This window comes from Pseudarthrobacter sp. L19, assembly GCF_050859435.1.
Taxonomy (GTDB): Bacteria; Actinomycetota; Actinomycetes; order Actinomycetales; family Micrococcaceae; genus Arthrobacter.
This window is the reverse complement of sequence record NZ_CP193935.1, coordinates 71948-97510: the sequence shown is the minus strand read 5'-3', so window position 1 is coordinate 97510 and position 25563 is coordinate 71948. Positions and strand designations below refer to the sequence as shown.

General features: G+C 68.3%; 23 protein-coding genes and 3 pseudogenes. 20 read left to right on the top strand and 6 right to left on the bottom strand.

Going from position 1 to position 25563, the window contains the following annotated elements:
* The first annotated feature begins 58 nt into the window (after positions 1-58).
* From rimP to ACRQ5B_RS00465, 7 genes are all read left to right on the top strand, one after another.
* On the top strand, positions 59-673 hold the full coding sequence (rimP, locus tag ACRQ5B_RS00495) for a ribosome maturation factor RimP (protein ID WP_412882577.1): 615 nt from the start codon (positions 59-61) through the stop codon (positions 671-673).
* Positions 673-1653 carry a transcription termination factor NusA gene (gene nusA / locus ACRQ5B_RS00490; RefSeq protein WP_290258361.1) on the top strand — a complete coding sequence of 327 codons (981 nt, stop codon included), beginning with the start codon at positions 673-675 and terminating at the stop codon, positions 1651-1653. Before rimP ends, nusA begins: the two co-directional genes overlap by 1 nt.
* A gap of 112 nt (positions 1654-1765) precedes the next feature.
* Complete coding sequence (locus ACRQ5B_RS00485; RefSeq protein WP_432395897.1) at positions 1766-2206, top strand: YlxR family protein; 441 nt, start codon at positions 1766-1768, stop codon at positions 2204-2206.
* 152 nt (positions 2207-2358) lie between these two features.
* Positions 2359-5211: a translation initiation factor IF-2 gene (gene infB / locus ACRQ5B_RS00480; protein WP_432395894.1), complete on the top strand. Its 2853-nt coding sequence runs from the start codon at positions 2359-2361 to the stop codon at positions 5209-5211.
* A 234-nt stretch (positions 5212-5445) separates the two neighbouring features.
* Entirely contained in the window at positions 5446-5970 is a 525-nt protein-coding gene (gene rbfA / locus ACRQ5B_RS00475; protein WP_290258358.1) for a 30S ribosome-binding factor RbfA, read from the top strand.
* Positions 5971-6139: 169 nt separating this feature from the next.
* Positions 6140-6589, top strand: a complete 450-nt coding sequence (gene trxA / locus ACRQ5B_RS00470; RefSeq protein WP_412882580.1) for a thioredoxin — start codon at positions 6140-6142, stop codon at positions 6587-6589.
* Positions 6586-6933 carry a CU044_2847 family protein gene (locus ACRQ5B_RS00465; RefSeq protein ID WP_432395890.1) on the top strand — a complete coding sequence of 116 codons (348 nt, stop codon included), beginning with the start codon at positions 6586-6588 and terminating at the stop codon, positions 6931-6933. Before trxA ends, ACRQ5B_RS00465 begins: the two co-directional genes overlap by 4 nt.
* Positions 6934-6975: 42 nt before the next feature.
* Here ACRQ5B_RS00465 and ACRQ5B_RS00460 read toward each other — a convergent pair whose 3' ends face one another.
* Positions 6976-7173, bottom strand: coding sequence for a hypothetical protein (locus ACRQ5B_RS00460; RefSeq protein ID WP_290258355.1), 198 nt, complete (start codon positions 7171-7173; stop codon positions 6976-6978).
* 60 nt (positions 7174-7233) lie between these two features.
* Positions 7234-8440, bottom strand: a pseudogene (locus ACRQ5B_RS00455) (pyridoxal phosphate-dependent aminotransferase).
* A gap of 135 nt (positions 8441-8575) precedes the next feature.
* Between ACRQ5B_RS00455 and truB the strand changes: the two are divergent.
* The 4 genes from truB to ACRQ5B_RS00435 all read left to right on the top strand — a co-directional run bounded on the left by truB (position 8576) and on the right by ACRQ5B_RS00435 (position 11435).
* Positions 8576-9496 (top strand): tRNA pseudouridine(55) synthase TruB, encoded by a 921-nt coding sequence (gene truB, locus ACRQ5B_RS00450; protein ID WP_432395887.1) that lies wholly within the window; start codon positions 8576-8578, stop codon positions 9494-9496.
* 2 nt (positions 9497-9498) lie between these two features.
* The gene (locus ACRQ5B_RS00445) at positions 9499-9852 is read left to right on the top strand and encodes a hypothetical protein (protein ID WP_432395885.1); all 354 of its coding nucleotides are present in this window, start codon (positions 9499-9501) and stop codon (positions 9850-9852) included.
* Between the two features lie 22 nt (positions 9853-9874).
* A complete protein-coding gene (locus tag ACRQ5B_RS00440; protein ID WP_412882584.1) occupies positions 9875-10444 on the top strand; it encodes a hypothetical protein in 570 nt (189 codons plus the stop codon).
* Positions 10445-11006: 562 nt separating this feature from the next.
* On the top strand, positions 11007-11435 hold the full coding sequence (locus tag ACRQ5B_RS00435) for a MarR family winged helix-turn-helix transcriptional regulator (RefSeq protein ID WP_290258351.1): 429 nt from the start codon (positions 11007-11009) through the stop codon (positions 11433-11435).
* 39 nt (positions 11436-11474) lie between these two features.
* Here ACRQ5B_RS00435 and ACRQ5B_RS00430 read toward each other — a convergent pair whose 3' ends face one another.
* Positions 11475-12029, bottom strand: a complete 555-nt coding sequence (locus ACRQ5B_RS00430; protein ID WP_432395883.1) for an NUDIX domain-containing protein — start codon at positions 12027-12029, stop codon at positions 11475-11477.
* Positions 12030-12396: 367 nt separating this feature from the next.
* Between ACRQ5B_RS00430 and ACRQ5B_RS00425 the strand changes: the two genes are divergently transcribed.
* Positions 12397-14043 carry a DUF222 domain-containing protein gene (locus ACRQ5B_RS00425; protein ID WP_432395881.1) on the top strand — a complete coding sequence of 549 codons (1647 nt, stop codon included), beginning with the start codon at positions 12397-12399 and terminating at the stop codon, positions 14041-14043.
* 32 nt (positions 14044-14075) lie between these two features.
* On the opposite strand, the gene ACRQ5B_RS00420 is transcribed toward ACRQ5B_RS00425, so the two are convergent.
* Positions 14076-14498, bottom strand: a complete 423-nt coding sequence (locus ACRQ5B_RS00420) for a GNAT family N-acetyltransferase (RefSeq protein ID WP_432395878.1) — start codon at positions 14496-14498, stop codon at positions 14076-14078.
* A 26-nt stretch (positions 14499-14524) separates the two neighbouring features.
* Between ACRQ5B_RS00420 and ACRQ5B_RS00415 the strand changes: the two genes are divergently transcribed.
* Positions 14525-15106, top strand: a complete 582-nt coding sequence (locus ACRQ5B_RS00415; RefSeq protein WP_432395875.1) for an adenylate kinase — start codon at positions 14525-14527, stop codon at positions 15104-15106.
* Positions 15107-15309: 203 nt separating this feature from the next.
* On the opposite strand, the gene ACRQ5B_RS00410 is transcribed toward ACRQ5B_RS00415, so the two are convergent.
* Positions 15310-15738 carry a hypothetical protein gene (locus ACRQ5B_RS00410; protein WP_432395872.1) on the bottom strand — a complete coding sequence of 143 codons (429 nt, stop codon included), beginning with the start codon at positions 15736-15738 and terminating at the stop codon, positions 15310-15312.
* A 208-nt stretch (positions 15739-15946) separates the two neighbouring features.
* Here ACRQ5B_RS00410 and ACRQ5B_RS00405 point away from each other — a divergent pair, with 208 nt between their 5' ends.
* From ACRQ5B_RS00405 to ACRQ5B_RS00380, 6 genes and pseudogenes are all read left to right on the top strand, one after another.
* Entirely contained in the window at positions 15947-16972 is a 1026-nt protein-coding gene (locus ACRQ5B_RS00405) for a bifunctional riboflavin kinase/FAD synthetase (protein ID WP_432395870.1), read from the top strand.
* Between the two features lie 27 nt (positions 16973-16999).
* Positions 17000-17854 (top strand): tryptophan 2,3-dioxygenase, encoded by an 855-nt coding sequence (kynA, locus tag ACRQ5B_RS00400; RefSeq protein WP_432395867.1) that lies wholly within the window; start codon positions 17000-17002, stop codon positions 17852-17854.
* Positions 17851-19106, top strand: a pseudogene (kynU, locus tag ACRQ5B_RS00395) (kynureninase). The gene kynA and the pseudogene kynU overlap by 4 nt, the downstream one beginning before the upstream one ends.
* Positions 19107-19292: 186 nt before the next feature.
* Positions 19293-19562, top strand: a complete 270-nt coding sequence (rpsO, locus tag ACRQ5B_RS00390; protein WP_290258342.1) for a 30S ribosomal protein S15 — start codon at positions 19293-19295, stop codon at positions 19560-19562.
* 244 nt (positions 19563-19806) lie between these two features.
* Positions 19807-22037 (top strand): annotated as a pseudogene (locus tag ACRQ5B_RS00385) (polyribonucleotide nucleotidyltransferase).
* A gap of 131 nt (positions 22038-22168) precedes the next feature.
* A complete protein-coding gene (locus tag ACRQ5B_RS00380; RefSeq protein WP_432395863.1) occupies positions 22169-23512 on the top strand; it encodes a M16 family metallopeptidase in 1344 nt (447 codons plus the stop codon).
* Here the strand turns inward: ACRQ5B_RS00380 and ACRQ5B_RS00375 are convergent.
* Positions 23509-24048, bottom strand: a complete 540-nt coding sequence (locus ACRQ5B_RS00375) for a DUF1579 domain-containing protein (protein ID WP_432395860.1) — start codon at positions 24046-24048, stop codon at positions 23509-23511. The genes ACRQ5B_RS00380 and ACRQ5B_RS00375 overlap by 4 nt on opposite strands.
* A gap of 299 nt (positions 24049-24347) precedes the next feature.
* Here ACRQ5B_RS00375 and ACRQ5B_RS00370 point away from each other — a divergent pair, with 299 nt between their 5' ends.
* Entirely contained in the window at positions 24348-25541 is a 1194-nt protein-coding gene (locus ACRQ5B_RS00370; protein ID WP_290258337.1) for a substrate-binding domain-containing protein, read from the top strand.
* The last annotated feature ends 22 nt before the right edge of the window (positions 25542-25563 follow it).

Below are 25563 nucleotides of genomic sequence, written 5' to 3'. Positions count from 1 at the left end.
CCGCGATTGTCGCTACGCTAGTACTCACAACATCATCTAGCAGGAGGCGGGCGGCATCATGACCAACGCAGAAGCCACGACTTCGACAGACCGGACCGGGACGGGGAAGGCTGACGCCGCCCCCGCGCACAACCTGGAGGCCGAGCGGCTTTACGCGCTGCTCGCCCCCGCGGTCCAGGCCAACCGGCTGTACCTGGAAGATGTCTCCATTCACATTGCCGGCGCCAACCGGGTGGTCCACGTCGTCGTCGACCTGCCCCAGGAGGAAACCGGCGGCGTCAGCCTCGACGTGATCGCGGAGATCTCCAAGACCCTTTCGGACATCCTGGACGAGGATCCCAGCACGGATTCCCGGCCGTATGAGCTCGAGGTGTCCTCGCCCGGCGTCGGCCGCCCGCTCACCGAAGAGCGGCACTGGCACCGCGCCCGCGGACGGATGGTCACCGTCAACGTCATCCAGGGTGACAACGTCACCGGCCGGATCCAGTCCGTGGACAGCTCCGGCGTGACGCTGGTCCCTGAACTGGCCGTCAAGAAGGGGATGAAGCCCAAGCAGGGCGACCCCGTGAAGCTTCCTTTCGACAGGATCCGCAGTGGAAAAGTCGAGATAGAGTTCAGCCACCTCGAAGAGGCGCCGCTGGAGAACGACAATGGACCTTCCGAGGAGGCCTAATGGATATTGACATGAGCGCGCTGAGACTCCTGGAGCGTGAGCGTGAAATCCCGCTGGATCTCCTGATCCCCACCATCGAGCAGGCCCTCCTGGTCGCCTACCACAAGACGCCGGGCGCCTTCGAGAAGGCCCGCGCCGAGCTGGACCGCAAGAGCGGCCACGTGACCATCTGGGCCACCGAGATCGACGACGACGGCGAGCCCGTCGGCGAGTTCGAGGACACCCCCGCCGGCTTCGGCCGGATCGCCGCGAGCACCGCCCGCCAGATCATCCTGCAGCGCCTGCGCGACGCCGAGGACGACAACGTCCTGGGCCAGTTCAAGGGCCGTGAGGGCGAACTCGTCGCCGGCACCATCCAGCAGGGCAACAACCCGCACATGATCCAGGTGAACCTCGGCACGGTGGAGGCGCTGCTGCCGCCGCCCGAACAGGTCCCCGGCGAGAAGTACATCCACGGCAACCGGCTCCGCGCCTTCGTCATCGACGTGCACCGCGGCACCAAGGGACCGTCCATCACGCTGTCCCGGTCCCACCCCGGCCTGGTCCGCAAGCTCTTCGAACTCGAGGTCCCGGAAATCGCGGACCACTCGGTCGAGATCGTGGCGCTGGCCCGCGAGGCCGGACACCGCACCAAGATCGCGGTCAAGGCCAACATCCCGGGCGTCAACGCCAAGGGTGCCTGCATCGGCGAGATGGGCTCCCGCGTCCGGGCCGTGATGACCGAGCTGAACGAGGAAAAGATCGACATCGTCGACTACAGCGATGATCCGGCCACCTTCATTGCCAGCGCACTCTCGCCCTCGCGGGTGAATTCGGTCACCATCACGGACGAGGCCACCCGGTCCGCCCGCGTGGTGGTCCCGGACTATCAGCTCTCCCTCGCCATCGGCAAGGAGGGCCAGAACGCCCGCCTGGCCGCCAAGCTCACCGGCTGGCGGATCGACATCGTCTCGGACGCCGCGGAGAACAAGGACAAGTAGTCCCTCCAGCATCCCCACGTTCGGCCCCGGCGCAACCACTGCCCGGGGCCGAACGGCGTTTCCCCGGACCCGCCCGTTTCGGGACCGGGGCGCCGGAGGGCTAGAATAGACAGTGACCGCGCCTTCGGGCCGGCATCCTTGTGCCCTCGGCGCGTGCGGCTTTCCCAGCGACGTGCCCGGGCCGGCAGGTGGTTACGGCAGGAAGATACTCGCAGTGGCAGAAACTCAGCAGCTCGGGAATCAGCCGCAACGTACCTGCATCGGGTGCCGAAAGAAGGGGACGCGGTCGGAACTGCTCCGGCTGGTCGCCGGCGCCGGCGGGTCAACCGCCGTCGTTGTCGACGAACGACGCCGGATGGCAGGCCGGGGAGCATGGTTGCACCCCAGCGAAAAGTGCCTGGCACTGGCGGTCAAACGCCGTGCGTTCGGACGCGCCCTCAACGGCGCCGCCGGAACGGACGACGTCGAACGCCGGATCCTGGCAGGCACGCTGCAGACACCTCCGGTGGCCGCAGCAACAACCGTCCAACCTGAAAGCGGGTCAGAAAACTGATGGAAACCCGATGAGTTCCCAGCGATGAGTACGCAACGATGACAACTTTGTTGCGCTCTGCAATGGGCCTTTCAGCTGCACCCGCGGCGGAGGCCCGCAGTAAGAAGTAGACGGTTCGTGCCTGGCTCGGTGCGGACCGAGACAGGAGAAATGTGGCCAAGGTCCGCGTACATGAGCTCGCCAAAGAGCTCGGTATTACTTCCAAAGATGCAGTGACAAAACTGCAGGAACTGGGCGAATTCGTTCGCTCCGCCTCTTCCACCATTGAGGCACCGGTGGTGCGGAAACTCCGCAACGCCTTCCCCGACGCGCCCACCGCTTCCAAGACCGAAGCGCCCGCGTCCGCCCCCAAGGCCAGCCCCGCCGCCAACCGCCCGGCCCCCGCGCCGGCTCCGGCCGCGCCGAAGGCCGAAGCTCCCGCAGCCCCCGCCGCCGCTCCGGCGCCGTCGGCTCCCGCCCCGGCAGCCCCCGCTGCCGCTCCGGCCGCCGAGGCTCCCGCCGCGCCGTCCACCGCTGCCAAGCCCGGCGCACGCCCGGCCCCCAAGGCTGAAGCCCCCGCCGCCCCGGCCCGCCAGGGTGGCTCCGCGCCGCGTCCCGGCGGTCCCCGCCCGGGCAACAACCCGTTCGCCACCTCGCAGGGCATGCCCCGCGGCCGTGGCGGCGACAACGAACGTACCGCCCGTCCGGGCAACAACCCGTTCGCTCCGTCCCAGGGGATGCCGCGTCCGGGTGGCAGCCAGGGCGATCGCCCCGGCGGCCCCCGCCCCGCAGCCGGTGCCGGTGGACCCCGTCCGGGTGCACCGCGTCCCGCTGGTGCTGCAGGTCCCCGTCCGGGCGCCCCGCGTCCGGCCGGTGCCCCCGGCGCCCGTCCGGGTGCCGGCGGAAACCGTCCGACCCCGGGCATGATGCCCAACCGCACCGAGCGTCCCGCACCCACCGGTGCAGGCCGTCCCGGCGGCGGCGGCCGCGGCCCGGGCCGTCCGGGTGCTCCCGGCACCGGTGGTCCCGGCGCAGGCGGAGGCGCCCCGGCCGGCGGTGGCTTTGGCAAGGGTGGCCGCGGTCGCGGTGGCACCCAGGGTGCATTCGGTAAGGGCGGCGCAGGCCGTGGCAAGCAGCGCAAGTCCAAGCGCGCCAAGCGCCAGGAACTTGAGCAGATGAGCGCACCGTCGCTGGGTGGCGTGAGCGTACCCCGCGGCGACGGCAACACCGTTGTGCGGCTCCGCCGCGGCTCGTCCATCACGGACTTCGCCGACAAGATCGAGGCAAACCCCGCCGCGCTGGTGACGGTCCTCTTCCACCTGGGCGAAATGGCCACGGCCACGCAGTCCCTGGACGAGGAAACGTTCGCCCTGCTGGGCGAGGAACTGGGCTACAAGCTGCAGGTTGTCTCGCCGGAAGACGAGGAGCGCGAGCTGCTCTCCGGCTTCGACATCGACTTCGATGCCGAGCTTGAGGCCGAAGGCGACGAGGAACTTGAGGCGCGTCCTCCGGTTGTCACCGTTATGGGCCACGTCGACCACGGTAAGACCCGGCTGCTCGATGCCATCCGCAAGTCCGACGTCATGGCGGGCGAACACGGCGGCATCACCCAGCACATCGGTGCCTACCAGGTCACCCACAACCACGAGGGCACCGACCGGAAGATCACCTTCATCGATACCCCGGGCCACGAGGCGTTCACCGCCATGCGTGCCCGTGGTGCGAAGGTCACCGATATCGCCATCCTGGTGGTCGCAGCGGACGACGGCGTCATGCCGCAGACCGTTGAAGCCCTCAACCACGCCCAGGCGGCCAACGTGCCGATCGTCGTGGCCGTGAACAAGATCGACAAGGAAGGCGCCAACCCGGACAAGGTCCGCGGCCAGCTGACCGAGTACGGCCTGGTTCCGGAAGAGTACGGTGGCGACACCATGTTCGTGGAGGTCTCTGCCCGCCAGAACCTCAACATCGACGAGCTGCTCGAGGCCGTCCTGCTCACCGCAGACGCCGCCCTGGACATGCGCGCCAACCCGAACAAGGACGCCCGCGGTATCGCGATCGAAGCGAACCTGGACAAGGGCCGCGGTGCGGTTGCCACCGTCCTGGTCCAGTCCGGCACCCTGCACGTCGGCGACACCATCGTGGCAGGCACGGCCCACGGCCGCGTCCGTGCGATGTTCGACGACGACGGCAGCGCCCTGACCGAGGCCGGCCCGTCCCGCCCCGTCCAGGTGCTGGGTCTGTCCAACGTCCCGCGCGCCGGTGACACCTTCTTCGTGACCGCTGACGAGCGCACCGCCCGCCAGATCGCCGAGAAGCGTGAAGCCGCCGACCGCAACGCCGCCCTGGCCAAGCGCCGCAAGCGCATCAGCCTGGAAGACTTCGACCAGGCCGTCGCCGATGGCAAGATCGACACCCTCAACCTCATCCTCAAGGGTGACGTGTCCGGTGCCGTGGAAGCCCTCGAAGACGCGCTGCTCAAGATCGACGTCGGCGAGGGTGTCCAGCTCCGCGTCATCCACCGCGGTGTCGGTGCGATCACGCAGAACGACGTCAACCTGGCAACGGTCGACTCTGCCGTCATCATCGGCTTCAACGTCAAGCCCGCCGAGCGGGTTGCCGAACTGGCAGACCGCGAAGGCGTGGACATGCGCTTCTACTCCGTCATCTACGCAGCCATCGATGACATCGAGGCAGCCCTCAAGGGCATGCTCAAGCCGGAGTACGAAGAGGTCCAGCTGGGCACGGCCGAGGTCCGCGAGGTCTTCCGTTCGTCCAAGTTCGGCAACATTGCAGGCTCGATCGTCCGCTCCGGCATCATCCGGCGCAACGCCAAGGCCCGCATCAGCCGCGACGGCAAGATCATCGGCGACAACCTCACCGTTGAGACGCTCAAGCGCTTCAAGGACGACGCCACCGAGGTCCGCACGGACTTCGAGTGTGGTATCGGTCTTGGCTCGTACAACGACATCACCGAAGGCGACATCATCGAGACCTTCGAGATGCGCGAGAAGCCGCGCGTCTAACGTGTTGCTTCAGGTGGGGCCGTCGGAATTTTCCGGCGGCCCCGCCTTCGCTGGGCGGCAAAGGATCTGCGATCCTTTGCCGCCCAGCTTCGGCAGGCCCGATGCCACTCCCAGGCCGCCGGAAAGATTCCAACGGCGTCCGTCGTTGACTCACCGCGGTGCGTGGCAGAAAACTGAAACGAGCGACCCCGCCTGGTAGGCGCCGTCGTACATCCAAAATTTTTAGGAGTGGAAATGGCTGATCCCGCACGGGCTGCCAAGTTGGCGCAGCGGATCAAGGTTGTGGTTGCGGAGGCTTTGGGCCGCCGGGTGAAGGATCCCCGGCTCGAGGGCGTGACCGTGACCGATGCGCGGGTGACCAATGACCTGCAGCACGCCACGGTGTACTACACCGTGTTCGGCGACGAGACCGCCCAGGCCGACGCCGCCAAGGGCCTGGAGAAGGCCAAGGGTGTGCTCCGCCAGGAAGTCGGCCGCAACATCACCGTCCGGCTGACCCCGACCCTGGAGTTCGTCGCCGACCAGATCCCCGTGGTGGCCTCAAACCTCGAGGAGCTGCTGCGCGAGGCGAAGAAGCGCGACGCCGAGGTGGCGGCCCTCGCAGCCGGCGCCAAGCACGCCGGCGACGCCGACCCGTACAAGAGCGACATCCCGGACGACGTCGAACTCGACGACGAGGACTTTGACGAGGACGACTTCGACGAGGAGAACCACGATCTCCGCGCCGACGGCGACATCGACGAGGACAGCAACAAGTAGTCCCGGCACGCCCTGGACCTCCGGCCGGACCCGTTCGCGGGTCCGGCCGGAGGCGTATCCGGGGTGCGCCGGCCGCCGCCCGCGGGGCCTTTGGACCCTAGGGCGCTCCGGCGCCCGGAGGGTCCCATGGAACCATGACTCCGGGGCACCCGAACGACGGCGGCAGGCCATGACCACGGCGCTGGTGACGTGCCCGAACTGCGGCGCCACCAACCGCATCCCCGCCGCCGTGGCCGGCCACCCCCGCTGCGGCAAATGCCGGCAGGACCTGCCCTGGATCGTGACCGCCGGAGACGCGGACTTTGCCGCGATCGCGGAGCAGTCATCGGTGCCGGCGCTGGTGGACTTCTGGGCCGCCTGGTGCGGGCCCTGCCGCATGGTGAGCCCGGTGCTGGACCGGCTGGCGCGCGAGCGGGCCGGCCAGGTCAAACTCGTCAAGGTCGACGTGGACACCTCCCCGGCCCTGTCCCGCCGCTTCGACGTGCAGGCCATCCCCACCATGCTGGTCATCATCGACGGCACGGTTGTGGCGCGCCAGGCCGGTGCGCCCCCGGCGGCCGCGCTGCGGTCCTGGCTGGACGGGGCGCTGGCCGCCCGGAACCAGGGGAGCCGGCGGTGACCGAGATCCTACGCTACGAGGTGGGATCCGGGACCGTGCTGGTGGAGGTCGACGAGGGCAGCTTCGGCGTCGAGCGTCCGGCCCGCAACGAGATCGGGGTGCTGGAGGCGGCCCGCCGGCTGGAGGACGCCCTGGCCGCGGTCCGCCCGGCCGCCCGTGCCGCCGCGGAGGTGATGCGCGAACTCGCCCCGGAACACCTGCAGCTGCAGTTCGGGGTGAAGCTGGCGGGCGACGCCGGGGCGATCATCGCACGGAACTGCGCCGAGGGGCACTTCGTCGTCACCCTGTCCTTCACCGCACCGGCCGCACCCGCGGTTCCGGACGAGAACGAGATCGTCCTCTGACTGCGTTGTGACTGGCGCCGGCGCTACTGCTGGCGCGACGCGTCAGCGTCGCCGTCGGGCGCCCAAACGGCCCAGCAACGGCGAGCCCATGCCGAGCAGGAAACCGAAGTCGTACCAGTTGCCGGCCCGGGCCGTGTTGTAGAACGGGAATTCCTTCCACGCCCCGAAGACGTGGGCGATCAGGATGATCCAGGCCGTCAGGCCGTTCCAAATGCCCCACAGCAGGTCCTGCCACCACATGGCCGCCTCCGTTTTCCTTGTCGTTGTCCGCCGCCGGCGGCTGGGACGTGTCGGGTCAGGCTACTGCCTGGCCGCATCCCGCGGTAGGGACTCCGGGGCCGTGTCGTCCCCGGACCGGTCCCTGCCGGGCAGCCGCTCCAGCCCCTCAACCAGTTCCGCGGTGCCGCCGCAGAGGGCGATCCGGATCCAGCCCTCGCCGATCGAACCGAACGCGGTTCCCGGGGCGAAGGCAACTCCCGACTCGGCCAGGAAACGCCGCACCCAGGCCCGGACGTTGCCGCCGCTGACGTGAGACATGTCCGCCCACAGGTAGAAAGCCCCCTGGGCGGTCAGGAAGGGGATGCCCTTCGCGTCCAAGACCCGGGAGGCGGCGTCCCGGTTGGTCCGGTAGTGGGCATGGGCGTGGGACACGTAGTCCTGCGGGCCAGTGAGTGCGGCCAGGGCGGCGTACTGCGAGGGGAGGCCACACAGGAGACGATCGCCTCCATGACGTTGTTCATCTGCTGCTCCAGGCCGGGAGGGCAGATCAGCGCGCCGATCCGCAGGCCCGTCAGCCCGTAGGTCTTGGACAGGGTCAGCGACGTGAACACGCGTGCCTCGCCGGGGACGTCGCTGTCGAACCGGGCCGGGCTGACGTGCGGCACGTCGTAGGTGAAGGCCTCATAACATTCATCCGAGATGATCCAGAGGTCGTGCTTCCGGGCCAGTTCCACCAGCCGCCGCGTGAGGTCCTCGCTGAGCACGGCACCCAGCGGGTTCGAGGGGAGTTGAGCACCAGCACGCGGGTCCGCGGGGTGATCAGCTCCTCGATGTCCTCGATCCGCGGCTGGAAGGCGTGGTCCGGGTACAGCGGGTAGCGGACCGGGACGGCGTGCAGCAGGCTGGAGGTCATGGCGAAGGTGGGGTAGCCGGGGTTGGGCACCAGGATCTCGTCGGCGGGGGAGAGCAGCAGGCTCATCGCGAAGTGCAGGCCCTGCTGGGCGCCGTCGACGACGTACACGCGGTCCGCTCCGACGTCGACGCCGTTGTGCTCCCGGAAGCGGGCGGCGAACGCCTCCCGCAGCGCGGGGATCCCGGCGTTCGGCGTGTAGTTGGTTTCGTCCCGGTCCAGGCACGCCATACCGGCCTCGAGGACGTGGCGGGGGAGCGCGAAGCCCGGCTCACCGATGCTCAGCACGATCGCGCCGGGGGTGTGCCAGGCGGCCTCGGTGATCTCACGGATCTGGTTGACGGGAACATCGCGGACATGGGCGGCTAGCTCTGGCATGGTTGCCATCCTAGCCGCCGGGCCGGCGGCGGGCCGGTGCCCGCCGGCTGTGGCTTCCCGGTCCTGTGATGGCGCCTCCGGGCGTGTGCCTCCAGGACGGCGGGAGGCCGGTGTGCCGCGGATATACTGGGAGGCGTGCTTTCTGGACTGGTGATAGTAGACAAGCCGCAGGGTTGGACCAGCCACGATGTGGTTGGGCGGATGCGGCGGATCGCCGGTACCCGAAAGGTGGGCCACGCCGGCACCCTGGACCCGATGGCCACCGGCGTCCTGGTCCTGGGCGTCAACAAGGCCACCCGCCTCCTGACGTACATCGTCGGGACGTCCAAGACCTACACCGCCACCATCCGCCTGGGCGAGTCGACCATCACGGACGACGCCGAGGGCGAGGTCGTCAGCCGCACCAGCGCCGCCGGGGTCACCGAAGACGCCGTCCGTTCCGGCGTCGCCGACCTCACCGGGGAGATCCAGCAGGTCCCCAGCAGCGTCAGCGCCATCAAGGTCAACGGCGAACGGGCCTACGCGCGCGTCCGCTCCGGCGAAGAGGTCAAACTCGCCGCACGGCCGGTCACCATCCACCGCTTCGAGATCCACGAGTTCCGGCGCAGCGCCGACGGCGCCGTTCTGGACCTGGACGTCACCGTCGAGTGCTCCTCCGGCACCTACATCCGCGCCCTGGCCCGCGACCTGGGCTCCGCCCTCGGCGTCGGCGGCCACCTCACGGCACTGCGCCGCACCCAAGTGGGACCCTACGGCCTCGACCAGGCCCACAGCCTGGAGGAGCTCGCCGAGCAGCTGGACCTGCTGGAAATGTCGCAGGCCGCGCGCGCGCTGATGCCCAACCGCGAACTCAGCGACGAGGAGACCGTCGAGCTTTCTTTTGGCCGGCGGATCGCCGCCGGTGCGCCGGCCGGTTCACCGGAGGCTGCGACAGCGGAGAATCCGGCGGCGGCCTTTGCCCCGGACGGTTCCCTCGTCGCGTTGCTTTCCGACGCCGGCAACTACGCCAAGCCCGTGCTGGTCTTCGCCCCCGATACCGGAAAGCCGGGTGCCTGAGGGTGGACGCGTATTTCTACATCATCCTGGTGGTGGGGCTGGTCTCCACCGTGCTCTGCGCCGGTGCCGGCATCCTGAAGAAGGCCCCGAACGACACCACGATCCTCTCCGTGGCCGCCGTGGAGCTGGCCCTGCTGGTCTACCTGGTGGGCTCGATCATCCGGGTCGTCTCGGGCGAGCACATCGCGGGCGAGCCGTGGGAGTTCTGGGGCTACCTGTTCACGGCGCTGCTGTTGCCGGTGGGAGCCGTGTACTGGGCCATCGCCGAACGCACGCGATGGAGCAACTTTGTGCTGGCGGCCGTGGGCATGACCGCCCTGGTGATGGCCGCCCGGATGAATCAGATCTGGTACTGACGTGAAAGAGGCAGGGAAGAACATGGCGGCTTCAGAGCGGGGCACCGGCACGACGGACAACGGCGGGGCATCGGACGCGCCCAACGCCCCCGGGGCCCTTGGGGCATCTGGGGCCCGCGGGGGTCGGCTCGGTGGGCTTGGCCGTTCGGCCGGGGCGGGTCGGTCCAACCGGCCCGCGAAGGACACCCGCAACACCGGCCCGGGGCGGCTGCTGATCGCGGTGTACGCGATCTTCGCCCTGTCCGCGACCGCGCGGGCCGGCTACCAGATCCTCACGAAGTTCTCCGAGGCGCCGCTGGCGTACCTGCTGTCCGCCTTCGCCGCCGTGGTCTATATCGTGGCGACCATCTCCCTCGCGAAGCCCGGGCCCACCTGGTTCAAGGTGTCCGTCACGGCCGTGGTGGTGGAACTGGTCGGCGTGCTCGTGGTCGGGGCCCTGAGCCTTTTCGACGCCGTGAACTTCCCGCACGAGACGGTCTGGTCACTGTTTGGCCGGGGCTACGGGTTCATCCCGTTGCTGCTGCCCATCCTTGGCCTGATCTGGCTCTACCGCCGCCGCCCCTCGGCACGGGTGGCTCCTTCCGCCGACTGAGGCGGAGCGGGCTCGTTCGGCCGGCGGCGGTTTCGCTCCTGGAAGCGTGCGCCACGACTTTAGGCGCTTCGAGCGTGCCGGCCGACGTCGGTCCCGCCGCTGATACCGGGCGCTCCCGACTCCAGGTGGTCTGAGGCTGGATGCCGACGGCTGCCCGTCGTTGAAAATCGCCCGCTCCCCGAGCGTTGCGTAGGCGCGCTGGTGAGTCTGACTGACCTCATGAACCCCGAGGCCCCGTGCCGTCGCCGGGCGGCCACGGCCGCCGTCGTCGTCCGTCATTTCCCGCGACCCCACCCCGATCCCTTCCCGCCGATCGGCCTGCTTGGCGCCCCGCCGCAAGCCCGCGATAATAAGTAAACTTGCGATTCATAGTAAGCATGCTTATTGTGGAACTCGGATGCGGGCAATGACGGTTTCGCTTCCTGCTGGTCAACCGAAGCGAGGGAGGCATCATGGGTACTATGAACGCCATTCCCGGAGCGACATGGGAATTTGAGGGCGCAGCCACAGGCGAAGCGCCGGTGGGTGAGGTCAGTTTGCGGCCGCTCCCGGGGTGCCTGGCATGAGCGCCGCCCCCGATTCTAGAAAATGGCGGACCGACCAGTTGCTGTCCATGGCAGCCAGGGTTGTTGAACGCCGCAAGGACAACGCGCTGGCCGCATTGGGGCTCACCCACGCCGGCGTCATTGCTCTCCAAGGCCTCGCGGCCGGACCGCTGAACCAGGAGCAGTTGGCACGGCGCATCGCCGTGCAGAGCCAGACCCTAGGACGTGTCCTGGGGCGGCTGGAAGACTCCGGTCTGGTCACCCGCACTCGCGACGAACGCGACCGCCGCCAATTCTCCGTGGCGCTGACGGACGCCGGCACCGCCGCGCTGGACGCGGCACACAAGATCGAGCGCGAGGCGTTGCCGGAAGATCTGGAGAACTGGACCCACCTGCAGCACGACCTCGGCCGCATCCTCTCCGCCTTCGAGACTCCCGGGCGCTAAGGCTGCTCTTCCAGTCGTTCGCCTAGTCGTTCGCCGGTTTTAGGACGCTTGTTCCAGCCGTCGGCGCAGTTCCGGCCAGGCGGCTGCGAAACCGGGGTGCAGCTCATGCTCATCGACGTTGGCCGGTTGAATCCACTGCAAGTCCAGGCTTTCCGGATCGCTGATCGCCGGGTCGAAAGGTTCGATCACTCGCGCGGCTACCGTCGTGTACGTCCAGTAGCCGACGTCGAACACGGACGTGAACAGCACCTCCACCGACTCGGGAGGCACCGCGGCCTCCTCGTTTGCTTCGCGGAGGGCCCCGTTGACGGCGTCCTCGCCCTGGTGCAAGGCACCTCCGGGCAGGCCCCAGGTCCCACCCTGGTCACTCCACGTGGCACGGTGCTGCAGGAGAATGCCTTTGCCTGCGTCGTGGACCAATAGCCCGGCTGAACCGAACCGGCCCCAGAAGCGGCCCTTGTCGCCCTCCACCCAGGCGTCGCCCGGATCGCGGGGGCCGTGAGGCCTGCGCGGCCCGAAGTAGGGGTTTTCCTGCACCTCCGGCGTGGGGGTTGGCTGCGGGGCGTCGGGCAGGGGAGCGGCTGAGCTGTCCATGTCGCTAGTCTGCCACGCGGGCAGTACGGCGTGACCCCGGGGAGGCGCACGCGAGGTCATCGGGAGTCACGCCCCCGGGTTTCTTCTGCGGGTCCTTGAGGCGCGGCTAATTGTCGGAGGTCGGCGAGAGTATTAGGTCATGGAAGCACTGGCTGCGCATTCGTTTCTACCGGCTCACTGGCCGGAGGGTGACGGGCGCATGCGGGCGGCCTACCCGAGGTTAATTGTCAGTGGTCGGCGGCAGGGTTAACCCATGAACGCAACGGCTGCGGTTTCGGTATTACCGGTTCACCGGCCGGTCTGTGACGGGCATATTCGGTTCACCGGCGCGAACTTAAATGTCAGTGGTCGGCGGCAGGATTAACCGATGAACGCAACGGCTGCGCTTTCGTTTCTACCGGTCCCCGGACCGGTGGCTGGCGGGTGCGGCGGTATTGCATTGGGGGATATCGCCGCCTCGCTGCGGGAGGTCTGCGCCTCCGCGGTCGACGACGCCGGGGTCCTGGGTTTCGCTGAGGCGGCGGCTTTCGCCGGGGACGTGGAGGAGCTTGCCCGAGCAGTGGAATTCCTGCAGGTTATTGCGGCGGGCGCGGTCGACCGGACGCGAACCCAGGCCGCAGCAGAAGCAGCCGATGCTTCGGATCGCTCAAAGCCCGGGCCGGAGGGTGACGGGTATCGGCGGACCACGGATTTCCTGCGGGACCGCCTACGGATCAGCACCACGGAAGCCCACCGGCGACTATGCCTGGCCGGAGACCTGCTGCCCAGGGTTGGGCTGACCGGCCAAAGAATTCCAGCCGTTCACGAGGAACTGGCCTCGGCGTTCGCGGAAGGGGAGGTCCCTTCCCGGTCCGCGACCATCATCACCCAGGCACTCGACCGGGTCCGGGTTCTAACGGACACCGCCACCGTGACCCGGATGGAAGAAGCCCTGACCACTGTCGCGGCGGTTCACGACCCGGACTTCCTCACCCGCGTCGCCCGCCGCTGGGTCGACGGCCTCGACCAGGACGGCGCCGAACCCACCGAAGAGCTCCTCCGCCAGTTACAGGGCGCATTCATCCGCCGACCCCGGCACGGACTCCAGCACCTGGAAATCTTCGCGACCACCGACCAGTTCGAACACCTCCTCACCGTCATGAACACCGCCACCAATCCCCGCACCACCACGTCCGGTTCCGACGCCGGCCTGGAAACAAACCAGACACCGGCCTCAGGCGCGGCCGGAACGTCAACGATTGAAGTGGATGAAGTGGTCACAGCCACACCGGAGGAGGCCTTCGCCACCGAACCAGGAGTCTCCGACGAGCGGCTCGATCTCCGGACCCGGCCCCAGCGCCTGCTCGACGGCCTGATCGGCGCCTGCAAGGAGGCCCTCGCCACTGGCGGGCTCCCCGCCACGGGCGGCCTCCGCCCGCAGGTCATGGTCACCATCGACTACCGCGACCTCTTCACCCGCCTTACCACCGGCTCCGGCATCGGGGATCAAATAACCAGTGACGGCGTGACCCTAGGACGCGTGTGGAATGAACCCTCAGACCCCGCCGGCGGCAGAATCGACCAGCTGAACGAAGCCGGCACCCTAGGCCTGGCCGGGACCGGGTCGCTGGCCTTCACCGGACCCGTCACCGCCGCGACCATCCGGAAGATCGCGTGCGACGCGGACATCATTCCCGTCCTCCTCGGCAGCGAGGGCCGGATCCTGGACATCGGCCGGACCAGCAGAATCTTCCCGCCCCACATCCGCAAAGCCATCACCGCCCGCGACAAAGGCTGCACCTTCCCCGGCTGCACCATCCCAGCCCCGTGGTGCGAGGCCCACCACATCGACTACTGGTCCCACGGCGGCGCAACCAGCACCGATAACGGGGTCCTGTTGTGCTCGCACCACCATCACCTGATCCACAAAGAACAATGGACCATCCAAACCCGGGCCGGGACTCCCTGGTACACCCCGCCACCCCACCTCGACCCCCACCAAAAACCCCGACAAAACCACTACTTCAGTCAGTGACTTCGGGAGGTAGGGGAGTGGGTGCGGGGCCCCTATCGGAACAGTGTGAACACTCGCAGGGTGTGGGGCTTCGAGTCGCCGCCCTCGATGAATCCCTGCGACTCGTAGAAGGCCCGTTGTCCCGGTTCGTCGTCGGTCAGAAGGACGGTTTGCCGCACATGGGCGAACCGGTCCATGACCCCGGCCAGCAATTGCCGGCCGACACCTGAACGATGGAAAGAAGGGTGCACCAGGATGTCCTGGACGTAGCAAATCGTCTCGTCGTCGGACATAGCCCTGGCCAGGCCCACCAAGGCGCCGTCCGCCCGGGCCGTGACGACAAAGGAGGACTTCCGCACCGCCCGTTCCAGTACGTCGGGTTCGTTGGTGTAGGCGGTCCAGCCCACGGAGTCGTAGAGGGCGAGCAACTCCGACCGGGAGACATCGCGGCTCGCTGAGAGGCTGAACTCGGGCATCCGCCCAGTGTGGCATGCTGGGGCGAATGAACTCACCCACCCCGGCCCCGGGCCCCTCGCGCGTGCTCTTCTACGGTGTCACCGGGAGCGGAAAATCGTCGGCCGCCCGGGCCTACTCCGCACGCACCGGGCTCCCGGAGTACTCCGCGGATGACGATATTGGCTGGCTGCCCGGATGGCAGCAACCCGGCGACGACGAGCAACGCGAGACAGCCGCACGGATCGCCGCCCTGGACGAGTGGGTACTGGACAGCGCTTACGGCGTATGGCGGGATTTGATTGTTCCCCGGGCTGAACTCATCGTCGGGCTGGACTACCCCCGGTGGCTCTCCTTGCTCCGCCTTATTCGCCGGTCCATCCGACGGGTCGTCGCCAAGGAGGAGGTCTGCAACGGAAACCGGGAGACGCTTCGCCGCCTGTTCGCCAAGGATTCAATCATCGCCTGGCACTTCCGGTCCTTTACCCGCAAGCGGCAGGTCATGCGCTCCCTCAGCAACGCCGACGGGTCCGCCGAGATCCTAATCTTCAGGCGGCCGCGGGAACTGGAGGCCTGGTTGAACGGGTTGCCATCCGCCCCTCCGGTGGAGACGCGGCCCCAGGCAGAATAGCGGAGCGTATTGCTCCCGCGCTTCGCGGACGACGGCGGGAGGGGCGGTGACGGGATGGGTTCCCGACTCAGTGCGCCGGACAACGGCGGACCGGGCGTTGTCAGGCGCATATTGCAGCCGCAGCGTCCGAATGTGGAGGGAGCAGCGACGGCGAACAGGTGCCGGCGGCCACGTAAAACCGAAAGTGGCCACGACGGCGGGATCTACCGGATCGGCTCGCCCGCCGCATCGACCCGGAAGTCGGCGATGACCTGACGGGTGGAAGTATCGATGATGACCACCGAGTCCTTCGGCCATGACGGGTCCGGGGTGACGGTGTAATCGACGTCGCTGATCTTCGTGGGGCGGCCGGCGTCGTTGATGCGTCGGTTGAAGGCGTCCACCACCTGGTTGGTCCGGGTATTGATAGCGACCGTCTCCGCCGGCAAGCCGTGGGCGTCACCGCTGGCCGGCGTCGAGTTCCACCAGCCCTCGTAACCGCCCACCGGACCGTAGGGCCGGTCGGCTTCCGTTGGATCTGCGGCCGCCGAACCGGCCTGCGCCGGCCCAGGCTGCACGGCGCCCATCGGTTGGGTTGCGCACCCGCTCAGCGTCCCTCCGAGGATCGCCACCAGCGCAAGGGCGCCCGTCATTCCGTTTTTCATCTGTCCCCCAATTCGGCGCCATGTCACTCGGTTGGCGTTAGGGGGACGCTACCACGGCGCCGATAGCGGGGGAGGGGCGCGGGGACCCGGCCGGCGTCGGGGGCGCCGGAGGAATGCGGGTAACCTAGGAGAGTTCCGGAGCCGGCCCTATCCCTCCGGGAAAAGTGTTCTGGCAGGCAGCAAAAAGGCGAGGTAGATGGTCCACATCTGGAACGATCCGTCCGAGGTCCCCGTGAACTTCGGCCCGACCGTCGTCACGATCGGCAACTTTGACGGCGTTCACCGCGGTCACCAGCAGGTGCTCTCCCAGCTCATCCGCACCGCCCGCCTGAACCACGCCCGCGCCGTCGTGATCACCTTCGACCCGCACCCCGCCCAGGTACACCGCCCGGAGTCCGCGCCCGAGCTGATCATGGGGCTCGAAGACAAGCTAGTCGCGCTCGGCGAAGTCGGCCTGGATGCCGTCCTGGTGATGAAATACTCGCTGGAACTGGCCAGCCTCACGCCCGAAGAATTCGTCTCCTCCATCATCGTCGACACGCTCAAGGCCAGCCACGTCGTCATCGGCCACGACACACGCTTCGGCCGCGGCAACTCCGGGGACCTGGACACCATGAAGGACCTGGGGGACAAGCTCGGCTTCGAGGTCCAGGTCATCAGCGAGTTCGGCGCCGAGGGCTTCCCACTCCACAGTGCCGGAACGCACGACGCCGGAACCCACGACGGCGCGGCCGAGCACGGCACCGGCGACCGCCGATGCTCCTCCACCTGGGTTCGCGAGGCGCTGCGCGAGGGCGACGTCGCCACGGCCGCGGCCGTCCTCGGCCGCCCGCACCGGATGCGCGGCACGGTGGTGCATGGCGCAGCCCGCGGCCGCGACCTGGGCTTCCCCACCGCGAACCTCGCCGCCGACGCCACCGGCTACATCCCCGCGGACGGCATCTACGCCGGCTGGCTGGTGGATGAGGCCGGAACCCGCTGGCCCGCGGCGATCTCCGTCGGTTCCAACCCCACGTTCGACGGCGTCAGCCGCCAGGTGGAGGCACACGTCATCGACCGGCCCCAGGAGGCCGTGGAGGACTTCGATCTGTACGACCAGACAGTCGTCGTCGAATTCGTGGCCCGCCTGCGCGGCATGGTCGCGTACCGTGGGCCGGAGGCTCTGATCGAGCAGATGCGGCTGGACGTCGTCCAGACCCACCAGATCCTGTTCGCCGGCTGAAACCTGCCGGCGGGGAAGGCACCAGACGTGACACTTGAGAAGAACACCCGGGAGCTGGACAAGGACATCGTCCGCGACTTCAGCACCCGGATGAGCTACGCCTCGTACCTGCAGCTGCCCACGCTGCTCAGCGCGCAGCAGCCGGTCAGCCAGCCGGAACACCACGACGAGCTGCTGTTCATCATCCAGCACCAGACCACGGAGCTGTGGCTGAAACTCGTGCTGCACGAACTGCGCAGCGCCGCCGCGTGGCTCCGGACCGACGACCTCGGCTCCGCCCTCAAAGCCATCGCTCGGGTCAAGCACATCCAGAAGACCCTCACCGAGCAGTGGTCCGTCCTGGCCACCCTGACGCCCACCGAGTACTCCCAGTTCCGCGGATTCCTCGGCAACTCCTCCGGGTTCCAGTCCAGCCAGTACCGGGCCGTGGAGTTCCTGCTGGGAAACAAGAACCGAAAGATGCTGCCGGTCTTCGAATCGGACGCTGAGGCACACGCGATGCTTCAGGAGCTGCTCGAAGCGCCCAGCATCTACGACGATTTCCTCGCCTACCTCAAGCGCCAGGGCTTCGACGTGCCCGAGTCGGTGCTGAACCGGGACGTCACCCAGGCCCACGAGTTCTCCGCCGAGCTGGTGCCGGTGTTCAAGTACATCTACGAAAACGCGGCGGATAACTGGGGAGCCTACGAGGCCTGCGAGGAACTCGTGGACCTGGAGGACAACTTCCAGCTCTGGCGCTTCCGCCACCTGCGAACGGTGCAGCGGACCATCGGCATGAAGTCCGGCACAGGCGGCTCCAGCGGCGCCGCGTTCCTGCAGAAGGCCCTGGAACTGACCTTCTTCCCCGAACTTTTCGCCGTACGAACGGAGATCGGCCAGTGAGCGAGAACCAGCAGGTGCACAGCGGCGCCGACCCGTTGTGGCAGCGCGCCCTCGACCTCGACGCCGCCGATCCGCTGGCCTCATACCGGGACCAGTTCGTCGGCGCGGAATCCGAGCTGTCCTACCTGGACGGCAACTCCCTGGGCCGGCCGCTCAAGCGCACGGTCGCGGACATCTCCTCGTTCATCGAGCAGGGCTGGGGCGGCCGGCTGATCCGCGGCTGGGACGAGGAATGGCTGGACCTTCCGCAGGCCATCGGTGACCAGCTGGGCCGGGCCGCGCTCGGTGCCGCGTCGGGACAGACCATCATCGCCGACTCCACCACGGTGGTGCTCTACAAGCTCATCCGGGCCGCCCTCGCCGCCGTCACGGACCCGGCCCGCACCGAGATCGTGCTGGACACCGAGAACTTCCCCACGGACCGGTACCTCGTCGAGGGAATCGCCCGCGAGGAAAACCTGACGATCCGCTGGATCCAGGCGGACCAGGCCTCCGGCGTCAGCGAGGCACAGGTGCGCGCCGCCACCGGCCCCGCCACCGCCGTCGTGGTCCTGAGCCAGATCGCCTACCGCTCCGGCCACCTGGCCGACCTGCCCGGGATCACGGCCGCCATCCACGACGCCGGCGCGCTGGTGGTCTGGGACCTCTGCCACTCCGCGGGCTCGGTGGAGATCGCCCTGGACGCCGCGGACGTGGACTTCGCCGCCGGCTGCACCTACAAATACCTCAACGGGGGACCGGGCTCGCCCGCGTTCGCCTACGTCAACGCCAGGCACCTGCCAGGCCTGCAGCAGCCCATCTGGGGCTGGATGGGCCGCAAGGACGCCTTCGAAATGGGTCCCGGCTACGAGGCGGCCCCTGGCATCCGCGGCTTCCTCAGCGGCACCCCCGCGATCTTCGGCATGCTTGCCATGCGCGGAACCCTGGACCTGATCGAGGAGGCCGGAATGCCGGCGATCCGGCGCAAGTCCGAGCTGTTGACCGCCTACGCCCTCGAACTCTTCGACGCCTGGCTGGAACCCTCCGGCGTGAAGCTCTCCACCCCCGGGACCCTGCGCGGCGCGGCAGCCACATCACCGTGGACCACCCGGCGTTCCGGGAAATGACCGCAACGCTTTGGAAACAGGACGTCATCCCGGACTTCCGCGCCCCGCACGGCATCCGGCTGGGCCTCTCGCCGCTGAGCACCTCGTTCGCCGAGCTCTACCGCGGCGTGCTGGCCATCCGCGGGCTGCTCGCCGACGCCGCCTGAAAAACACAGTGGCGGGGCCGGTTTAGACAACGTCCGCGGCGTGCCCGTAAACTAAACGGTGGGTCCGGCTGCAGTCCGTGGTTGCTGGGCCCTGCTACGCGCTACCGCTCCGGTGGAAAAGTGCGTCCGGCATCCCCGGCAGTGAATTACTGATTCGGGCCTCACGGCACATCTCAAGGAGTTATTGTGGCACTTGAAGCCGCTGTAAAGCAGTCCATCATGAAGGATTTCGCAACGTCCGAGGGCGACACCGGTTCGCCGGAGGTCCAGGTTGCAGTCCTGACCCAGCGGATCAAGGATCTGACTGAGCACATGAAGGTGCACAAGCACGACTACCACACCCAGCGCGGTCTGCTGGCCATGGTTGGTCGCCGCAAGCGCATGCTCACCTACCTCAAGAACACTGACATCAACCGCTACCGTGCGCTCATCGAGCGCCTCGGCCTGCGCCGCTAGTCAGCTTTAGGGGCGGCCCCATTCCCACGGGAAGGGGCCGCCTTCTTCAAAAAACTCAACAGGAGGATCAACCGCATCACGCATTCGCGGTCCTCGGTAGTGACCTCCGGGAAGGCTTCAAGGAACCGAAGCCCCGGCCCGTGGGTCTCGATCGATGACCGGGTGCAGTGCAGTCCAGTCGACAGATGCTGGGCTGGGTTGATGCGGCTGGACTCCGTGAAACAAGAAACGGAGGTGACTCTCTATGGAGGGTCCCGAAATCCAGTTCTCAGAAGCCGTCATTGACAATGGCCGCTTCGGCAAGCGGGTCATCCGCTTCGAAACCGGCCGCCTTGCCAAGCAGGCCGCCGGCGCAGCCATGGTCTACATCGATGAAGAGACCGCGCTGCTCTCCGCCACCACGGCCGGCAAGCACCCGCGTGAAGGCTTCGACTTCTTCCCGCTGACCGTCGACGTCGAAGAGCGCATGTACGCCGCGGGCCGCATCCCGGGCTCGTTCTTCCGCCGCGAAGGCCGCCCGTCCACCGAAGCGATCCTGGCGTGCCGCCTGATGGACCGCCCGCTGCGCCCGGCCTTCATCAAGGGCCTGCGCAACGAGGTCCAGATCGTCGTCACCGTGCTCTCCATCAACCCGGACGAGCTCTACGACGTCGTCGCGATCAACGCGTCCTCGATGTCCACCCAGCTCTCCGGCCTGCCGTTCTCCGGCCCGATCGGCGGCGTCCGCGTTGCCCTCGTCGCCGACGAGCAGGGCTCCCAGTGGGTTGCCTTCCCGAAGCACTCCCAGCTGGAGAACTCGGTCTTCAACATGGTCGTCGCCGGCCGCGTTGCCGGTGACGACGTCGCGATCATGATGGTCGAGGCCGAGGCCACCGACAACTCCTGGAACCTGATCAAGGAACAGGGCGCCACCGCCCCGACCGAAGAGGTCGTGGCCGAGGGCCTCGAGGCTGCCAAGCCGTTCATCAAGGCACTCTGCGACGCCCAGGGCGACCTCGCCGCCCGGGCCGCTAAGCCCACGGTCGAGTTCCCGGTCTTCCTGGACTACGAGGACGACACCTACGCCGCCGTCGAGTCCGCCGCCGCCGAGAAGCTTGCCGCGGTCTTCCAGATCGCCGACAAGCAGGACCGCGACGCCGCCTCCGACGCGCTCAAGGACGAGGTTCTCTCCTCCCTGGCCGGCCAGTTCGAGGGCCGCGAGAAGGAACTCTCCGCAGCCTTCCGCTCCGTCACCAAGCAGGTCGTGCGCCAGCGCATCCTCAAGGACCAGGTCCGCATCGACGGCCGTGGCCTGACGGACATCCGCCAGCTCACCGCCGAGGTCGAGGTCCTGCCCCGCGTCCACGGTTCGGCCATCTTCGAGCGCGGCGAGACCCAGATCATGGGTGTCACCACGCTGAACATGCTCAAGATGGAACAGCAGATCGACTCGCTGTCTCCGGTGACGCGCAAGCGCTACATGCACAACTACAACTTCCCGCCGTACTCCACCGGTGAGACCGGCCGCGTCGGTTCGCCGAAGCGCCGCGAAATCGGCCACGGTGCCCTGGCAGAGCGCGCCATCGTGCCCGTGCTGCCGTCCCGCGAGGAATTCCCCTACGCCATCCGCCAGGTGTCTGAGGCTCTCAGCTCCAACGGTTCGACGTCGATGGGCTCCGTCTGCGCCTCCACCCTGTCGCTGCTGAACGCCGGTGTGCCCCTGAAGGCCGCCGTCGCCGGTATCGCCATGGGCCTGGTCTCCGACCAGGTTGACGGCCAGACCCGCTACGCCGCCCTGACCGACATCCTCGGCGCCGAAGATGCCTTCGGCGACATGGACTTCAAGGTCGCCGGTACCTCCGAGTTCGTCACGGCCATCCAGCTGGACACCAAGCTCGACGGCATCCCGGCCTCCGTGCTGGCAGCGGCCCTCAAGCAGGCCCGCGAAGCCCGCCTCCACATCCTGGACGTCCTGAACTCCGCAATCGACACCCCGGACGAGCTCTCCGAGTTCGCTCCGCGCGTCATCGCGGTCAAGATCCCGGTAGACAAGATCGGCGAGGTCATCGGCCCGAAGGGCAAGATGATCAACCAGATCCAGGAGGACACCGGCGCGGACATCTCCATCGAGGACGACGGCACCGTCTACATCGGCGCCACCAACGGCCCGTCCGCCGACGCCGCCCGCTCCGCGATCAATGCCATCGCCAACCCGCAGGTCCCGGAAATCGGTGAGCGCTACCTGGGTACGGTCGTCAAGACCACCACCTTCGGCGCGTTCGTCTCCCTGACCCCGGGCAAGGACGGTCTGCTGCACATCTCCGAGCTGCGCAAGATCGCCGGCGGCAAGCGCGTGGACAACGTCGAGGACGTCGTCTCCGTCGGCCAGAAGATCCAGGTGGAAATCACCAAGATCGATGACCGCGGCAAGCTCTCCTCTCGCCCGTCGTGGCAGAGGAAGAGGGCGCCGACGCCGCCGCGGAGTCCGCGGAGTAGTCCCTCCCGATCAACGGCAGCGGGGCCGGTGGATTCGTCCACCGGCCCCGCTGCCGTTAACTGCCGCCGCCGCGGGTAGGATGGCAGGCAGATTTGGCACCCTTCCAGCACGGTTTTTTTGAAAGGCCTTAATGACTCTCGTCCCGCTGCCGCTCGAGCAGAACCAGCACGCCGACACCCTGATCCACGGGGCCGACGGCGGCTCGGAGGTGCGGCGTTCGGTGCTCCCCGGCGGCGTCCGGGTGCTGACCGAGGCGATGCCCGGCCAGCGCTCCGCCACCATCGGTTTCTGGGTCGGCGTCGGATCCCGGGACGAGGCCCCAGGCCAGCACGGCTCCACCCACTTCCTTGAACACCTCCTCTTCAAGGGCACCCGTCGGCGCACCGCCCTGGAGATCGCCTCCGCCTTCGACGAGGTGGGCGGCGAATCCAACGCGGCCACCGCCAAGGAAAGCACCTGCTACTTCGCCCGGGTCCTCGACACGGACCTGCCGATGGCGATCGACGTCATCGCCGACATGATCACCGGCGCCGTCCTGGACCCGCAGGAGATGGAGCAGGAACGCGACGTCATCCTCGAGGAAATCGCGATGGACAGCGACGATCCCACCGACGTCGCCCACGAACACTTCGTCGCCGCCGTCCTCGGCTCCCACCCGCTGGGCCGCCCCATCGGCGGGACCCCGGAGGCCATCCGCGCCGTCGCCCGCGACTCGGTGTGGGACCACTACCGGCGCTACTACCGGCCGGACGAGCTCGTCATCACCGCCGCCGGGGGACTGGATCACGACGTCGTCTGCCGCCTCGTGGTGGACGCCCTGGAAACCGCGGGCTGGGACCTGGAGGCCGACGCCGCCCCGGTGCAGCGACGCGCGACCGAACGCGCCGTGATTACCGGCACCGCCGGGCTGCACGTGGTCAAGCGCCCCGTGGAACAGGCCAACATCATCGTGGGCTGCCCGTCGCTGGTGGCCACCGATGACCGCCGCTTCGTCATGAGCGTCCTCAACGCAGTCCTGGGCGGCGGCATGTCCTCGCGCCTTTTCCAGGAGGTCCGCGAGAAGCGCGGCCTGGTCTACTCGACCTACTCCTTCGCCTCCTCCTACGCCGACGCCGGGTACTTCGGCATGTACGCCGGCTGCACCCCCACGAAGGTCCGCCAGGTGCTGGACCTGCTGGGCGCCGAGCTGGACAAGCTCGCCGAGGGCGGCATCACCGACGAGGAGCTGCGCAAGGCCGTGGGCCAGCTCAGCGGCGGGATCGTCCTGGCGCTGGAGGACACCGGCTCGCGGATGTCCCGCCTGGGCCGGGCCGAACTGGTCTCCGGCGAATACCAGGACATCGACGAGACCCTGCGGCAGATCCAGGCCGTCACCGCCGCCGAGGTCCAGGAACTCGCCCGCGAACTCGCGGCCGCCCCGCGGACCGTCACCGTGGTGGGACCCTTCGAGGAAACCGAGACCTTCGGGCTCTAAACCGGCGCCGCCGCCGTGACCCGGCGGCACACCGTCGTCATGAACGGGGTGAACTCCCCGGCGGCTCCCAACCGCAGGCCGGCGGAGTGGATGAGCTCCCCGTCGCGCAGCTGCAGCGTGTGCCGGGCCGTGCCCCGGGCGCTGCGCCGCTCGATCGTCAGCACGCCGTCGTCCCAGGCCGCCCGGGCCGGCGCGTCCGGGGCGCGCCCCTCCTGTGCGCGTCCTGCCAGTGTCCATAGCGCGGCCGGCAGGCCAACGACGCCGGCGCGTGCGCCGTGCAGCTCGTACAAGAGCGCTCCGGGGTGGCGTGGATCCTCGGTGAACACGCCCGTGACGGTGGCGACGCCGCCGTCGGCCTCGGTGTGCCGGAACGCCACCGTGACCGCCAGTCCGCCCGCCGCGCGGGCGAACTCCACCTCCGCCGTCGCGCTCCTTGCCGGGCCCCACGCGGAGGCCTCCCAGCGGGTGGTGCCGCTCCAGCGCCCCAGGAAATCAGCCAGGGCTCCGAGCGTGGCGCCCGTCAGCCGTCGGTTCATGCCGCACCTCCCCGGTCCTTCCCGGTCCTTCCCCTGGACCGCACTGCGACCGCGCCGCGGTTCCGGGATCATCTTCACGCGGGCCGCACCGGGAGTAAAGAGCCGGGGTGCCCACGAGGCGCCGTCGGCCATGCCGGGGGAGCGGTCGGTTTCGTTGCCATTTCGTTGCACAGCCGACGCCGGAATCCGTTGACAGCGTGTGAGCCGCGCCATAGATTGACTGTAATCTGAATCACCTTTCAGGTTGGACTCAGATCTCCCCTGCTCCCACTCCTCGGATTTTCACCGAAAGGCATCCCGTGAAGGACACAAAGAAGTTCCTGATGGCAGCCGTGATGGCGTCCGGCCTGGCCCTGAGCGCCTGCGCGCCCACGGCCGGCTCGGCAGCCCCCGCGGGCTCCGGCAAGGCCGCCGAGCCCGTCAACGTCGGCATCATCTACTCCAAGACCGGGGCCCTGGCGGCCTACGGCGCCACCTACTATCAGGGCCTGCAGGCAGGCATCGACTACGCCACCGGCGGCAGCGGCGAGGTCAACGGCGCCAAGATCAACCTGACCTACACCGACGACGCCGGCGACCCGGACAAGGCCGTCGCGGCCGCCAAGGACATGATCGGCAAGGGCTACAAGATCATCGGCGGCACCGCCTCCTCCGGCATCGCCGTCAAGCTCGCCGAACAGGCGCAGCAGAACAAGGTCCTCTACATCTCCGGACCCGCCGCCACCGACGCGATCCAGGGCGTCAACAAGTACACCTTCCGCTCCGGCCGGCAGAGCCTGCAGGACGTCGCCACCGCCGGTACGTTCATCGACACCAAGGGCAAGAAGGTCGTCGTCTTCGCCCAGGACAACGCCTTCGGCCAGGGCAACGTCGCCGCCGTCAAGGCCGTGCTCGGGGCCAAGGGCGCCAACGTCAGCTCCGTGCTGGTCCCGGAGAACCAGGAACTGACGCCGTTCGCGCGCCAGCTGCTGGACGCCAAGGCAGACCTGGTCTTCGTCGCCTGGGCCGGCGCCACCACCGGCACCATGTGGCAGGCCCTGAGCCAGCAGGGCGTCTTCGACTCCGCCCCGGTGGTCACCGGCCTCGGCGACGCCTCCAGCTTCAACGCCTACGGCCCGGCGAGCTCCAAAATCAGCTTCCTCAACCACTACTTCCCGGGCGCCTCCGGCACCGACGTCGAGAAGAAAATGATCGCCGGCGTCGAGAAAGCCGGCGGCAAGGCCGACCTCTTCACCCCGGACGGCTTCGTGGCCGGCCAGCTGATCGTCCAGGCCATCAAGCAGGGCGGCGGCACCGACCCCGACGCCATGGTCAAGGCCCTCGAGGGCTACAGCTTCGACGGCCCCAAGGGCAAGGAAACGGTCCGCGCCTCGGACCACGCCCTGATCCAGGACATGTACCAGGCCAAGCTCGTCCAGAAGGACGGCGCCTGGACCCCGCAGTTGATCAAGGCCGTGCCCGGCGACACCGTCGCCCCGCCGGAGAAGAAGTAGCCAACCGCGGCCGGGCCGGGCG

Bases quoted from the DNA above. Each gene is read 5' to 3' on its own strand.
- rimP (WP_412882577.1), top strand. From the start codon at position 59: ATGACCAACGCAGAAGCCACGACTTCGACAGACCGGACCGGGACGGGG.
- nusA (WP_290258361.1), top strand. From the start codon at position 673: ATGGATATTGACATGAGCGCGCTGAGACTCCTGGAGCGTGAGCGTGAA.
- rbfA (WP_290258358.1), top strand. From the start codon at position 5,446: ATGGCTGATCCCGCACGGGCTGCCAAGTTGGCGCAGCGGATCAAGGTT.
- trxA (WP_412882580.1), top strand. From the start codon at position 6,140: ATGACCACGGCGCTGGTGACGTGCCCGAACTGCGGCGCCACCAACCGC.
- ACRQ5B_RS00460 (WP_290258355.1), bottom strand. From the start codon at position 7,173: ATGTGGTGGCAGGACCTGCTGTGGGGCATTTGGAACGGCCTGACGGCC.
- ACRQ5B_RS00440 (WP_412882584.1), top strand. From the start codon at position 9,875: ATGGCGGCTTCAGAGCGGGGCACCGGCACGACGGACAACGGCGGGGCA.
- ACRQ5B_RS00435 (WP_290258351.1), top strand. From the start codon at position 11,007: ATGAGCGCCGCCCCCGATTCTAGAAAATGGCGGACCGACCAGTTGCTG.
- ACRQ5B_RS00430 (WP_432395883.1), bottom strand. From the start codon at position 12,029: ATGGACAGCTCAGCCGCTCCCCTGCCCGACGCCCCGCAGCCAACCCCC.
- ACRQ5B_RS00425 (WP_432395881.1), top strand. From the start codon at position 12,397: ATGAACGCAACGGCTGCGCTTTCGTTTCTACCGGTCCCCGGACCGGTG.
- ACRQ5B_RS00420 (WP_432395878.1), bottom strand. From the start codon at position 14,498: ATGCCCGAGTTCAGCCTCTCAGCGAGCCGCGATGTCTCCCGGTCGGAG.
- ACRQ5B_RS00415 (WP_432395875.1), top strand. From the start codon at position 14,525: ATGAACTCACCCACCCCGGCCCCGGGCCCCTCGCGCGTGCTCTTCTAC.
- ACRQ5B_RS00410 (WP_432395872.1), bottom strand. From the start codon at position 15,738: ATGACGGGCGCCCTTGCGCTGGTGGCGATCCTCGGAGGGACGCTGAGC.
- ACRQ5B_RS00405 (WP_432395870.1), top strand. From the start codon at position 15,947: ATGGTCCACATCTGGAACGATCCGTCCGAGGTCCCCGTGAACTTCGGC.
- ACRQ5B_RS00380 (WP_432395863.1), top strand. From the start codon at position 22,169: ATGACTCTCGTCCCGCTGCCGCTCGAGCAGAACCAGCACGCCGACACC.
- ACRQ5B_RS00375 (WP_432395860.1), bottom strand. From the start codon at position 24,048: ATGAACCGACGGCTGACGGGCGCCACGCTCGGAGCCCTGGCTGATTTC.